The organism is Vibrio sp. 10N.261.55.A10 (assembly GCF_041470825.1).
Classification (GTDB): Bacteria; Pseudomonadota; Gammaproteobacteria; order Enterobacterales; family Vibrionaceae; genus Vibrio; species Vibrio crassostreae_C.
Genome location: NZ_JBFRNC010000060.1, coordinates 63,283 through 78,117, shown reverse-complemented (window position 1 = coordinate 78,117; position 14,835 = coordinate 63,283). Strand labels below are relative to the sequence as shown.

Sequence of the window (14,835 nt, the reverse complement as noted above, 5' to 3'; positions counted from 1 at the left end):
ATTTGGGCTTTATCGCCAACAGCCGAGAGCGTCGTTGATGCGCCAGTGTGTGTTGTACCACCATGCGCGTCTTTCACATCGTAGGTGAAGTGGACGCTGCCGTTGTAATTGTGGCTTGGAGTGAAGGTGAAGGTTCCATCGTGATTGTCTTGAATCGAGCCATGGTCAGCATGCAAATTAGCGATAGTGAGCTTACCTGCATCGTTGGCGTCTACGTCAACAGTATTAGCGATTAGCTCGGTTGCTGTGATGGTTTGAGCAAGATCTTCTTTACCGCTGTTCAGTTGCACTTCACCAGAACAATACGGACGGTCGTTATCGCCATGAACGGTGACAACAATATCGTGAGTGGTGCCATCAGCCGATTTGACGGTGACAGTATCCGTTATCGATTCACCTTGGCCGAGGTGATCAATCTTTCTACCTGTTGCGTCTTGGCCTATGGAAGCGTAGTAGCTCCAATCTCCGTTACTCTGAAGTATGACACGACCATGAGTGCCGTAATAAACGCCGGTTTGGGCATGGCTTTCACCGGAGTCTGGATCAACAATGTTCAGGTGACCATCAGTGTGTATTTCGTCGTTCCATAATTTGCCGATGTTTCCATGCATATGATCTGGTGAGCGATCATCGACGTAGCCACCAGACATTGTACCATCTGGTGCTGTATAAGTATGCCCTTCATGAACATCTCCAGTATAGACACCGCCGATAACGGCAGAATTATTAACCCCTGTAATCGTTATTGAGAGGTTTTGAGTGCTGCTCGCATTATGCTCGTCTGTGACTGTTACTGGAACAGTCAATGTCTTCGTGACACCTGATGCTAACGATTGATAGCTAGAGTGAGCAGGATCGAAGCTATAACTGCCGTCCGGATTAACCACCAAGCCATCAATCTGCGGTGCGCTGTAAGTCAAGGCCGCACCGGTATCAATATCTTGGCCAACCATTTGTCCATTTAGAACGCTTCCACCTTCAGTCACTGAGTGGGACTGAGCATTGATGGTTGGGGCATCGTTGGTACCATGAACCGTTAGCTCTATCGTGTGTGTTGTACCATCTGCTGAGCGTATAATGGCTGAATCGTGTTTAACTTCGCCTTGCGCTAAGTTCTGTATATTGCGGTTGTCGAGGGTATAGGTGTAGTGACCGTCGCGCATGAGCAGTATGTGCCCACCCAGTTTGGTGTCGTAGCCAATACCTTGATAGGTTTGTGAGCCTATATTCGGATCAAACTGTGCCTCTCCCTTATCAGGGTCTTGGATGTTTAATCTGCCGTCGTAATGCAGTTGGTAGTGGGTATCTATATAGCCGCGATCTTCAGTTACTCCCCGTAAGTCTGCATTGGCTTGTGCGTCGGTAATAATCGCGTTATCTGGAGTTGCGATAAGATCAAACTTAGCTTGAGTGCTGACGCTGCCCCCATGGCCGTCAACCACATCATAGGTGAGTCGAATCTCACCATTGAAATCTTTATCTGGCGTGAAGGTATAAGTGCCATCTTTATTATCAGTCAGGCTACCGTGTGTCGCTTGCAAATTTGTCACGTGCAATACATCGCTACTATCCACATCGCTTGCATGTGTTAGCAAGTCAGAAGCCTTGATGGTTACGGGTTGATCCTCTTTACCCGCAGGAAGCTGAGTCCACGCACTGACAATTGGTTTGTCGTTGCTGCCTTGCACATCGATAACGACTTTATGAGGGACTGTCGCTCCTGTTGAATCGGTAGCGGTGATCCAGAATGATTCAGACTGATGTTCACCAGCCGCGAGTTTATCCGCGGCACCGCCGGTTGAATTGTCTAGCTGATAGTGCCAATGACCATGCTGATCAATCGACAGCGTTCCCCATTGACCTTGGGGTTGATTGATTGCCCACGTAACGGTGTCGGACTTATCTATATCAGTCGCGATTAAGCTCCCTGTCGCATCGGGGTTTCCTGCCGTGTTCAAGCCCTGTTCGATCACCGCGCCACTTGAGGTACCTGAGATAGTAGGGCGGTCATTGGTGCCATTAATCGTCACCTTGATGGTCGACGGTGTGCCATCAACGGAAGAGACGGTAAAGGTTTCTTCGACCTTATCGCCGACGTTTAACTGATTAAACGCGCTGTTGGCGGTGAAGGTCCATTGGCCATTAGCACCAATGGTGAGGTTGCCGTTGGTGCCAGTAATCGAATCCGGAGTAAACGCATTATCTGGGTTATCCACGTCGGTGCTAGTCAATGTTCCTGAAGTAGTTACCGCTTTATCAGTCTCATCCACACTGACTGTTGCGGTACTGACTGTCGCTGCATCGTTGGTGCCATTAATCGTCACTTTGATGGTCGAGGGTGTGCCATCAACCGACGATACCGTGAAGGTCTCTTCGACTTTATCGCCGACATTCAATTGATTAAACGCGCTGCTTGCTGTGAATACCCAATGACCATTGGCATCAATAGTCAGGTCACCGTTGGTGCCAGTAATCGAATCCGGTGTAAACGCATTATCTTGATTATCCACGTCGGTACTGGTCAATGTTCCTGAAGTCGTTACTGCTTTGTCGGTTTCATCGATGGCAACGGTCGCGCTACTGACAGTAGCGGCGTCGTTAGTGCCGTTAATCGTCACTTTGACCGTTGACGTTGTGCCATCAATAGACGATACAGTGAAGGTCTCTTCGACTTTATCGCCGACGTTCAATTGATTAAACGCACTGTTGGCGGTGAACACCCAATGCCCATTAGCATCAATAGTTAGGTCGCCATTAGCTCCAACAATGGAGTCTGGCGTAAATGTGTTATCAGGATTATCAACATCGGTACTGGTTAACGTGCCTGATGTCGTTACCGCTTTATCAGTCTCATCCACACTGACTGTTGCGGTACTGACTGTCGCTGCATCGTTAGTGCCGTTAATCGTCACTTTGATGGTTGACGGTGTGCCATCAACCGACGATACCGTAAAGGTCTCTTCGACTTTATCGCCGACGTTTAATTGGTTAAACGCGCTGTTGGCAGTGAAGCTCCAGTGACCATTGGCATCAATAGTCAGGTTACCGTTGGTGCCTGAAATAGAATCCGGCTGGAAAGCATTGTCTGGGTTATCTACGTCGGTACTGGTTAGGGTGCCTGAGGTTGTTACCGCTTTGTCGGTTTCATCGATAGCGACGGTCGCACTGCTGACAGTAGCGGCGTCGTTAGTGCCATTAATCGTGACCTTGATCGTCGAAGGGGTGCCATCGATGGACGACACCGTGAAGGTCTCTTCGACCTTATCGCCGACATTCAATTGATTAAACGCACTGTTGGCGGTGAAGACCCAATGACCATTAGCATCAATAGTCAGGTCACCGTTGGTGCCTGAAATAGAATCCGGTGTGAATGCATTATCTGGATTATCCACGTCAGTACTGGTCAACGTTCCTGATGTCGTTACCGCTTTGTCAGTTTCATCCACACTGACCGTTGCGGTACTGACCGTCGCTTTATCATTGGTGCCATTAATTGTCACTTTGATCGTTGACGCTGTGCCATCAATAGACGAGACAGTGAAGGTCTCTTCGATCTTGTCGCCGACATTCAATTGATTAAACGCGCTGTTAGCGGTGAATACCCAGTGACCATTGGCATCAATGTTGAGGTCGCCATTTGTGCCTGCAATGGAGTCTGGAGTGAACGCATTATCCGGATTATCGACATCGGTGCTGGTTAATGTTCCTGAAGTCGTTACTGCTTTGTCGGTTTCATCGATAGCAACGGTCGCACTGCTGACAGTTGCGGCATCGTTAGTGCCATTAATTGTCACTTTGATCGTTGACGCTGTGCCATCAATAGACGAGACAGTGAAGGTCTCTTCGATCTTGTCGCCGACATTCAATTGATTAAACGCGCTGTTAGCGGTGAAGAACCAATGACCATTGGCATCAATAGTCAGGTCACCGTTGGTGCCTGAAATAGAATCCGGCGTAAACGTGTTGTCTGGGTTATCCACGTCAGTACTGGTGAGGGTTCCAGAAGTTGTTATAGCGCTGTCCGTTTCATCCACACTGACTGTTGCGGTACTGACTGTCGCTGCATCGTTAGTACCGTTAATCGTGACTTTAATGGTCGAAGGGGTGCCATCAACGGAAGTGACGGTAAAGGTTTCTTCGACTTTATCGCCGACGTTCAGTTGATTAAACGCGCTGTTGGCGGTGAAGACCCAATGACCATTAGTATCAATAGTCAGGTCGCCATTGGTGCCTGAAATAGAATCCGGAGTAAACGCATTATCTGGGTTATCGACGTCGATACTGGTTAACGTACCTGATGTCGTGACTGCTTTATCAGTTTCATCGATAGCGACGGTCGCACTGCTAACAGTGGCTTTGTCATTAGTGCCGTTAATCGTGACTTTGATGGTCGATGGTGTGCCATCAACAGACGACACCGTGAAGGTTTCTTCGACTTTATCGCCGACGTTTAATTGATTAAATGCGCTGTTGGCGGTGAACACCCAGTACCCGTTGGCATCAATAGTCAGGTCGCCATTGGTGCCAGTAATCGAATCCGGTGTGAATGCATTGTCTGGATTATCCACGTCGGTACTGGTTAGCGTGCCTGATGTGGTTATCGCTTTGTCGGTTTCATCGATGGCAACGGTCGCACTGCTGACAGTAGCGGCGTCATTAGTGCCTTTTACTGTGATAGTCACTTGATGCGGTGTACCGTCAGCAGAATGAACGGTGATGGTGTCGGTAGCGGTTGCTCCTTTGCCCAATGCTTGAACGTTAGGATTTGTATTATCAAGATCGTACGTCCAAGAGCCAGTATCAGTCAGATGAAGCGTACCAAACGAGCCTGCAATATCGGTACTTCCTGTGGATGAAGTAGCGAAGTGCGCTTCACCGGTATCCACATCCGTTACCGCAAGTGTGCCCGAGGCCTGAAGTTGGGACTCTTCGGTTACCACGCCGGCACTGGTTCCGCTTATCACGGCTTTATCATTGGTGCCGTTAACGGTAATTGCAATTTGATGAGGAGTGCCGTCGGCGGAGTGGATGGTTATGATATCTGTTGTCGCAGAGCCTTGACCAAGAGCCTGTACTTTTGGGTTTTTATTATCTAGGTCGTAGCTCCAATCGCCATTGTCTTTAAGGTGTAAAGTACCCAGTGTCCCCTTGAGGTCGGAATTAGAAAAATGCGCCTCTTTTGAGTCGATATCGGTGATGTTGAGTTGGCCCGAAACCGTTAGGTCTTTATCTTCAGTAACTTGGCTTGAGCCATTACTTTTCCCGATAGCGAAAAACGAACTTGGTGAATTTGCTGTACTACTCGTGATTACCGCATGGTCGTTGGTGCCATTAATCGTAACCATAACTTGATGCGCTGTACCATCAGCTGAGTGAACAGTGACGATGTCTGTCGCAGTTGAACCTTGGCCAAGTCTTTGAATTACTGGGTTATTGTTGTCTAAATTGTATGTCCACGCACCGTCTTTGGTGATGCTTAGCGTACCGAAATTGCTAGTTACTTGTGATGCCTGAAAATGATCTTCTCCAAGATCAGAGTCCGTTACCGAAAGCTGCCCTTGAACTTGTGTCGTTAAATCTTCAGTTAACGTGCCTGCATCCACACCTGTGATAAAGGCATTGTCGTCGTTCCCGCCAATCGTCATATCGATCGTTTGCGGTGTGCCATCTTTGGTGTGAATTGTGAAACTTTCACGCAGTGAAGTGGCTGCGGTTAAAGCTTGAACATTAGAGAGCGAGTTATCAACTTGATACTGCCAATGTCCATCAGCATCGATAGTTAATGAACCATATTTACCTGAGATAACTTCCGGTGTAACCGAACTTTCATTTTGGTCAGGGTCTATGACATCGATTTTGCCGTTCGCATGTAACAAGCCTTGTGAATCAATATTGTGATCTTCTGTTACCACACCTGTTAAGTCTCCAGAAATATTTGGCGTGTCTTGCTTACCTGTTACCGGTATCTGAACAATGATGCTCGAGCCATTAGATAGATGTAACGCAAAATGATCAGTACCTGGTTGGTGCTGGTTTAACAGGATGTATTGAGGAGAATTTGGATTCAATACGAATGTGTATTGACCATTTGCATCAACATGAAGCTCTCCGTACGTACCTTTTATGACTTCTGGCATAAAGGTGACGGGTAAAGCGGGCGTCGTAGGCGCATTCGAATGAGTCGGCTGACCGTTACTCCCTGAGGAGATAGTCGGCATCGATACCGAAGGAATGTAATGGACTTGCGGGTGAGAAAGCGTCGACAAATGATGAGAAGGAACCAAGTGAGAGCTCGAACCATGGGCGGCATGACTTGCACTTAAGGTGGAGTTTACGTCGCTGTCACTCGTCTGAGCTTCTTGGAGAGCAACCGCTGATGAGTCCGCCTTGCTATGGTCATCGGTGACATCTTTTTCGGTCACGTTATTTGCGGTTACTTGATCTGCAGCGTCGCTGGAATTGTCTATACTTTCCGCAGTAGCGTGTTTAGCCAATGATGGCAAAATCATCATGAGTGATTGAAAAAGTGGGATATTAACTTTTAGGTGTGAATGCAGTCTGAGCTTCTTTTTTTGTGTTGGTTTCTTTTGTTCTAGCTCGTTACTTTTCTTATTTTTGATTTCTGTATTTTTCTTGTTTGCTTCGACGTTTTTTTTGTTAGCCATTTTTCTCATCCGTGAATCGTGGTTGCACTATTTTAAGTAAAATACACAGATAGAGGTTTCGCTAGCTAATTGGATAATTTTTAAAGAAAAAAACTGTAAAGTCGAAGAATTATCTCGTTTTGATGAAAGAGAGGATGAATACTTTTTCAACGGTCAGGTAAATATCGGCACAATGACATTGACCTTACCCTAAGGGGAACGTTTATAGTTGCGTTGTAAATTCAAAGGTAAACTATGACAAACACATTCCGAAAAACTTGGATTATTGTTTTCAGCATCATTGCGATGTTGATGTCTAGCTATGCCTCAAGCTCCTCAGCCTTGATGACTGAAGTAATGATGATGGAAATGGGTTCGAGCAAATCGGCTTGTTACCACAGCGGTACTTCGGTTAATGATTCAATGGCAGGGTGTCATGTGATGAGTGAAAAAGTACACGCTGAAGACTCTAACATGAGTGCCCATGCTTTGATGGCTCAATACGATATGTCTTCAATGAGCGAAGACGGTAGCTCGATGATGGGTAACCATTGTTCGAGTGTCGATTGCTGTGCCTCAATGTGTTCTGCAAGTCCCTATCCAATTCAGGCTGTTCAAGCCGTTGATCAACTTTCCTTTTCATTAGCTCGTTTTCAATCGGTCACGATTGGCCAGAAAGTCGCACGCGCTCAATCTTTGCTACGCCCACCTTCCGCATAAATCTATATCTAAAAATACAGCTCTATCAGTTAGATAAATCTGATAAGCCATTCTTTTTTATGCGCTAATTAGCGTTAGATATGGACATTCATTGTGAATATGACACCAACAACCTCTGTGTTTGTCATGAACACGAGCTTAGTGGTTGCTGCTACCTTGCCTATGGCCTTGTTTTCAAGTGCTACGCTCGCGGCTACCACGGCGTCAGCTTCAAATGCTCAACACATTTCAGCACATGACCAAGCAAGCTCGACGCAGCAACTCAATACACTGATTGAGATTGCTTTAAGCGAAGATGGAAATCGCAAACAGTACTTTGCTCAGTCTCAAGCGATGCGAGAAACGGGCATTGCCAGCTCGACCTTAATGGATCCTAAATTAAAAGTTGGATTTGGCGGTTTGCCTGTCGATAGTTTTCAATTCGACGAAGACCCGATGACCAATATATCGGTAGGGTTGATGCAGCAGTTTGAGCGTGGCGATACGCTTAACCTCCAACAGAAAAAGGCAGGCCAGCAGTCTGATGCGTTAGCTTTGCAGGTGCACGCAAGAGAATTGACGGTTGCTAATAGCATGACGCAGCTTTGGCTTGAGTTGGGTTATCAGCAAAAGGCTGAGTCGGTGATTCGTCAAAATCGTCGTTTGTTGGTTGAGCTTGAAAACTATGTACAAACCAATTACTCGATTGGTAAAAGCGAAGCGCAAGATCTGCTTAATGCTCAGCTCCAAGTGAGCAAGCTTGATGAGAAACTTCAGGCAAACCAGCAGGTTCAGCGTCGTCTAATCTCTCAGCTTTCTGAATGGTTGGGTTCTGATTGGCTAGGCTCTCAGGTTCTTGATTCTCAGGGCACACTGAATGCAACTAACCAAATCGATTGGTCATTGTTGGAAAGCAAATTAGCGACCAATATCGATTCAACCAAGCACTACCAGCTACTGACTGACCATCCTTTGGTTAAGATCTCCGATGTCAGTATTTCCTCTAATCAAACTCAGGTTGAGTTAGCCGAGCAAGCTTATACCCCACAATTTGGGGTGGAAGTGATGTATGCACACCGTCAAGCCAATAACATGGCGGGTGAACCAGCTTCTGATCTGGTGAGTGCTTATCTGACAGTCGACATCCCGCTGTTTACGGGGAATCGACAAGATAAAAACTTATCGGCTGCTCAGTATCAAGTTGGTGCGGCTAAATCTCAAAAAGACACCTTACTTTCCCAAATGAACGCGCAAGTGAATGCATTGCTGGTGGACAGATCAAATCTGATCCAGCGATTAGATCGCTATCAAACGTCCTTGCTTCCTCAAACCGCAGCACGAATCAGCGCGGTTGAAAGGGGCTATCAAAACAATACCGCTCAGTTTAACGATGTCATTTTAGCAACGACCGATGAGCTGGCGCTTAAGTTAGAGCAACAACGTTTGATCACCGATCTCAACATCGTTAACAGCAAACTGGCGGCGTTAGTCAGTGGCTTTGAATACCAAGTAAACCAACCACAACTCAATTCAAGCGCAACTAAACACACAGCCAATCAATAAGGGAATAGACAATGAGTTCAGTAAAAGTAGCAACAATCGCTTTATTGGTCGGTGGTGCAATGGGTTTTGGTGTGAATCACTTTGTCGTTGGGTCAGCACATAACATGTCAGCAATGGCAACGAGTACAGGCGCCGAAGTAAGTAAACAAACCAAGGATGAGCCTTTGTATTGGGTTGCTCCGATGGACCCAAATTATCAGCGTGATAAGCCAGGTCAATCGCCAATGGGGATGGATCTTATCCCGGTGTATGCCGACGATGTGAACGGCGGAGCAAAAGATAAGCCCGGAACCGTGTTTATTGATTCGTCGGTAGAAAATAATCTGGGTGTCAAAACAGCGAAAGTTAAGTTCGAAGCGCTGTCTCCTCGGATTGAAACCGTGGGTTATGTGGCGTTCGATGAAAGTACATTGTGGCAAACCAACGTAAGAGCAGCTGGTTGGGTTGAGAAGCTCTACATCAACGCAGTGGGTGAGAAGGTAAACAAAGGTGATGTGCTTTTCACACTCTATTCTCCGGAGCTTGTTAAAGCTCAAGAAGAGTTGATCAGTGCTTATAAAACGGGTCGTAAAGGTTTGATCAAGGGCTCGACTGAACGCTTGATTACCTTGGGTGTTGATAAGACGCAAATCCGCGCTATTACGCGACAAGGCAAAGCTTCGCAAACCATTGAAATAAAAGCGCCAGCCGATGGTGTCATCGCAAGCCTGAATATCCGAGAAGGTGGTTACCTTTCACCGGCACAAGCGGTGATCAGTGCTGGCCCATTAGGCGAAGTATGGGTTGATGCTGAGGTGTTTGAGCGCCAAGCACACTGGATCTCATCAGGCAGCAATGCCGAAATGACACTGGATGCGATTCCCGGTAAGGAGTGGCAGGGCAACGTCGATTATGTCTACCCAATTCTGGACCCGAAAACTCGAACCTTGCGCGTTCGTTTGAAGTTCTCCAATCCCCATGGCGAGCTTAAGCCAAATATGTTTGCAAATATTGCGCTGAAACCCATTAGTGATGAAGCGGTTCTTACTATCCCAAGATCTTCGGTGATTCACTCCGGTGGTATGACTCGAGTGGTGATGTCAGAAGGTTCTGGCAAGTATCGCTCTGCTCGTATTGAGGTTGGTCGTGAAGCTGGCGAAAAAATAGAGGTGCTTCAAGGGCTAGAGCAAGGTGAGAGTATTGTCACTTCTGCACACTTCATGTTGGATTCTGAATCGAGCCAATCAGCTGATCTGTCACGCATCAATGGTGTTGAGGAAGAAGCGGAAACCGTATGGGCAAATGGTGAAATTTCCGATGTTATGCAAGGCTGCCGTATGGTGACGATTAACCATCAGCCTGTTCCAGAATGGGATTGGCCGGGCATGGTGATGAATTTCACCTTTGTGGAAGGCTTGGACATGAGTGACGTGCAACGTGGTAAGGCAATTGACTTTGAGATGAGAAAGACAGAGTCAGGGCAGTACGAGGTTGTGGATTACAAGGTGAACAAACACAAGATCGCTGGCGAAGTTTGGGTAACGGGTGACATCACTATGTTGATGGCAGATTTTGGCATGATCACCGTAAAACATCAGCCAGTCCCTGAGTGGAATTGGAAAGCGGGTGAAATGAATTTCCAAGCCAGTGATGACCTTGATTTATCTGAGTTTTCCGAGGGTCAAACCATTCGGTTTCTAGTGGCGAAGCAAGGTTCTGATTATGTGCTCAAATCTCTCGAACCGACGAATAGCACGGGTGAGGGCGAACTATGATCAATGCAATCATTCGCTGGTCTATTAGCAACCGCTTCTTAGTGTTGGTTGCTACTGTAGCCATCGTATTTGGCGGCTTATACAGCGTTAAAAATACACCTGTCGATGCCATTCCTGATTTGTCAGATGTTCAGGTGATCATCAAAACCAGTTATCCGGGGCAAGCCCCACAAGTGGTCGAGGATCAGGTGACCTATCCATTGACCACCGCCATGTTAGCTGTACCGGGTGCTGAAACAGTTCGTGGCTACTCGTTCTTTGGTGATTCCTATGTCTATATCATCTTCAATGACGATACCGATATGTACTGGGCGCGTTCACGAGTGTTGGAGTACTTAAGCCAAGTTGCACCTAACTTGCCATCGAGTGCCAAGCCAACACTAGGACCCGATGCAACCGGTGTGGGCTGGGTTTACAGCTACGTGTTGCAAGATAAAACAGGTCAGCACGACTTAGCGGAACTTCGTAGTTTGCAAGATTGGTTCTTGAAGTATGAATTGCAAACCGTAGAAGGCGTGTCTGAAGTGGCGACCGTTGGCGGCATGGTGAAGCAGTACCAAGTACAGATTGATCCGGCCAAGTTACGTGCTTATGACCTAACACTTCAGCAAGTCAACAAGGCAATCCAAGATGGTAACCAAGAAACCGGTGCGTCTGTTGTTGAGATTGCGGAAGCCGAGCACATGGTTCGTACGACGGGTTACCTGACAAGCATTGAAGACATTCAATCTTTGCCGCTAAAAGTGACCGACAAAGGTACTCCGCTGCTATTAGGTGACATTGCTGATATTAACCTCGGCCCGCAAATGCGTCGTGGTATCTCGGAACTCAACGGTGAGGGCGAGGCGGTTGGCGGCGTTATCGTGATGCGCTTTGGTGAAAATGCCAGTGAAGTGATCGACTCGGTTAAATCCAAACTCGCTGAACTGCAAGCTGGCTTGCCTGATGGTGTTGAGATTGTCGCGACTTATGACCGTTCGACTTTGATTGATTCAGCCGTTGAAAACCTTTGGAAGAAGCTGGCTGAAGAGTTCATCGTGGTCGCCGTGGTGTGTGCGCTGTTCTTGTTCCATATCCGCTCGTCGTTGGTTATCGCACTAAGTCTGCCTGTTGGTATCTTAGGTGCATTCATTGTGATGCATTGGCAGGGTATTAACGCCAATATCATGTCTCTTGGCGGGATCGCGATTGCGATTGGCGCCATGGTGGATGGTGCCATCGTGATGATCGAGAACGTTCATAAACACATTGAACGGACTCCGCTCACTGACAAAAACCGTTGGCAGGTGATTGGTAAGGCAGCAGAAGAAGTTGGCGCTCCGCTATTCTTCTCTCTGATTATCATTACCTTGAGTTTTGTGCCTGTGTTCGCGCTAGAAGGGCAAGAAGGCAAGATGTTCTCGCCACTTGCCTTTACCAAGACGTATGCGATGGCGGCAGCCGCTGGTTTGGCTATCACGCTTGTGCCTGTGCTAATGGGTTACTTCATTCGCGGTAACGTGCTGCCGGAACACAAAAACCCAGTAAACCGTAGCCTAGTGGCGATGTACAAACCGCTTCTGAACCTCAGCCTAAAATATCCAAAGGTGATGATTGTTATCGCACTTGGCTTAATGGCGTCTGCTTATTACCCAACCAGTAAGCTTGGCAGCGAGTTCATCCCTCCTTTGGACGAAGGGGATTTGATGTACATGCCAACCACGTATCCGGGTATCTCAATAGGTAAGGCTCGTGAGTTGTTGCAACAAACCAACAAGCTCATCAAAACCATTCCAGAAGTCGAAACCACGTGGGGCAAAATTGGTCGAGCAGAGACAGCAACCGATCCTGCACCGTTAACCATGATTGAAACCGTGATTAAGCTTAAACCGCGAGATGAGTGGCGTGACGGTGTCACTACTGAGTCTCTTCGTAAAGAGTTTGATGATCTGATTCAGTTCCCAGGCTTAACCAATGCGTGGGTTATGCCAATCAAAACCCGTATCGACATGTTGGCTACCGGTATTAAAACGCCAATTGGTATCAAAATCGCAGGCCCAGATCTGAGCGTGATTGAGGACATTGGCTCTCAACTTGAACCCATCCTCAATAGCGTGAGTGGTACGGCTTCTGTCTACGCTGAGCGTGTTGCGGGTGGTCGTTATGTGACGATAGACATCAAACGTCGTTCTGCTGCGCGATATGGCTTGAGCATTAAAGAAGTGCAACAGGTTATTTCGACTGCGGTTGGTGGCATGAACGTGGGTGAAACCGTTGAGGGGCTAGAGCGCTATCCAATCAATGTCCGCTATCCACAAAGCTATCGTGATTCTGTCGTTAAGTTGCAGAACCTGCCGTTAGTGACACCAAATGGAGCGCGAATTGCTTTGTCTGATGTTGCAGATATTCGCTATGAAGATGGACCACCAATGATTAAGACGGAGAACGCGCGTCCTAATGGTTGGGTGTTCGTTGACATCGAAGGTCGCGACCTTGGTTCTTATGTTGCAGAGGCGCAAACAGTCGTTACAGATCAAATCGTCTTACCTGCTGGTTATTCATTGGCGTGGTCTGGTCAATACGAATACATGGAGCGTGCGAAGGAGCGTTTGAGTGTCGTTGTGCCAATCACCATCGCCATCATCATGTTGTTGCTCTACTTCAGCTTCCGCCGCGTCGGTGAGGTGATGATGATCATGCTGACATTGCCACTCGCAATGGTGGGTGGTTTATGGCTGATGCATGTCCTCAATTACAACTTCTCCATTGCAGTGGGGGTGGGCTTCATCGCCCTTGCCGGGGTAGCTGTTGAGATAGGTGTGATCATGTTGGTCTACCTAAACCAAGCATGGCACTACAAAAAATTGGATGCGGAGCAGAACCAGCAAGAACTTCAGAGTGAAGACTTAACGGATGCGATTCGTGAGGGTGCAGGACTGCGTGTTCGCCCAGTGATGATGACGGTGCTTACGGTGATCATTGGCCTCATTCCAATTATGTACGGCGAAGGTACGGGCTCTGAAGTGATGCAGCGAATTGCTGCGCCGATGATAGGCGGAATGGCGTCGGCATTGTTGCTTACCCTACTGGTTTTGCCTGCAATCTTTAAGCTCTGGAAACAGCGTGAGATTACGCATAGCCAAAACGAGACAAGTAAATAACGCACTGACTATAAAGCCCTTACTTGCGAGACAGGAGTAGGTAAGGGCGCACCATATGAACATGTGAAACTAACAAATAAATAACTGAATTAATCTAAGGAACGACGATGAAAAAGACACTAATTGCTATCGCTCTAACACTGACTACAGCAACCGCGTTTGCTGCAATGGACCATTCAAAAATGGATCACAGTATGATGACGAGTGGAAAGATGGACCATTCAAAGATGATGAATATGGATGGAATGATGGACATGGAAGGTATGTCAGAAGTTGGGATGCCAGCTCAAGGCGCGAAGCCCGATAAAGTGGTTCATGTGCTGCTAAGTGATGATATGAAAATCACATTTAAAAACAAGGTCGATATAGAGCCAAATGACGTAGTGCAGTTTGTTGTGATGAATACAGGCAAGATTGATCACGAATTCTCGATTGGTTCTGCCTTAGAGCAGCTAGAGCACCGTGAAATGATGAAAAACATGGGTAATCACGCTCATGACTCGGGCAGCACAGTGACAGTTAAGCCGGGCAAAGCGAAACAGATGCTTTGGCATTTCCATGGTGATAATAACGTAGAGTTCGCGTGCAATATTCCTGGTCACGCTGAAGCGGGTATGGTGAAGTCGTTAACGCTTTAGACGTTAATCAATAGCGCTTTGTTGAATTAGAAATTCAATGAGGGCTAGAAAATTAAAGATAAGTCTTAACTTATACCTAAAGCGTTTTGCTGTGAGGGATTCGCTGAGGCTTATCTTTATTTATAGTCACTGTAGCAAGATAGAAGTTTCAAGCAGATGGTGTGCTTCGCCGCTCAGATGCGGTAGCTCTGCCATGATCTTTTTAAACTTGTCATCGATTGACTCTGCTTCATTCAGCGATCGAAAAGCCAGTACAGCCTGTTCAGGCTCGCTGTTCACATAACCTTTCAATGTATCTAGCTGAATTTTATTGGCATTTTCAACTTTTGCTAGCGCGACATTAATTGCTTCGATGCTAATTGTTAACTCATTGCTTTTAAACATTTTTTATTATTTA

The 14,835-nt window shown here is 47.0% G+C and carries 7 protein-coding genes; 5 read left to right on the top strand and 2 right to left on the bottom strand.

All coding sequences use genetic code 11. The features are described 5' to 3' along the window. The coding region (locus tag AB4274_RS18565) for a VCBS domain-containing protein (RefSeq protein WP_372112886.1) at positions 1 to 6,665 on the bottom strand (6,665 nt) is incomplete at its 3' end. A gap of 234 nt (positions 6,666 to 6,899) precedes the next feature. On the opposite strand from AB4274_RS18565, the gene AB4274_RS18560 reads away from it, so the two are divergent. The 5 genes from AB4274_RS18560 to AB4274_RS18540 all read left to right on the top strand — a co-directional run bounded on the left by AB4274_RS18560 (position 6,900) and on the right by AB4274_RS18540 (position 14,438). Next, on the top strand, positions 6,900 to 7,364 hold the full coding sequence (locus AB4274_RS18560) for a hypothetical protein (protein ID WP_372112884.1): 465 nt from the start codon (positions 6,900 to 6,902) through the stop codon (positions 7,362 to 7,364). A gap of 99 nt (positions 7,365 to 7,463) precedes the next feature. Beyond that, the gene (locus tag AB4274_RS18555; protein ID WP_372112890.1) at positions 7,464 to 8,906 is read left to right on the top strand and encodes a TolC family protein; all 1,443 of its coding nucleotides are present in this window, start codon (positions 7,464 to 7,466) and stop codon (positions 8,904 to 8,906) included. An 11-nt stretch (positions 8,907 to 8,917) separates the two neighbouring features. After that, the gene (locus tag AB4274_RS18550; RefSeq protein ID WP_372112882.1) at positions 8,918 to 10,660 is read left to right on the top strand and encodes an efflux RND transporter periplasmic adaptor subunit; all 1,743 of its coding nucleotides are present in this window, start codon (positions 8,918 to 8,920) and stop codon (positions 10,658 to 10,660) included. Further along, entirely contained in the window at positions 10,657 to 13,800 is a 3,144-nt protein-coding gene (locus tag AB4274_RS18545) for an efflux RND transporter permease subunit (protein WP_372112880.1), read from the top strand. The genes AB4274_RS18550 and AB4274_RS18545 overlap by 4 nt, the downstream gene beginning before the upstream one ends. Positions 13,801 to 13,907: 107 nt before the next feature. After that, on the top strand, positions 13,908 to 14,438 hold the full coding sequence (locus AB4274_RS18540) for a cupredoxin family protein (RefSeq protein ID WP_372112879.1): 531 nt from the start codon (positions 13,908 to 13,910) through the stop codon (positions 14,436 to 14,438). Between the two features lie 126 nt (positions 14,439 to 14,564). Here AB4274_RS18540 and AB4274_RS18535 read toward each other — a convergent pair whose 3' ends face one another. Next, positions 14,565 to 14,822 carry a hypothetical protein gene (locus AB4274_RS18535; protein WP_065583933.1) on the bottom strand — a complete coding sequence of 86 codons (258 nt, stop codon included), beginning with the start codon at positions 14,820 to 14,822 and terminating at the stop codon, positions 14,565 to 14,567. Between the last annotated feature and the right edge of the window lie 13 nt (positions 14,823 to 14,835).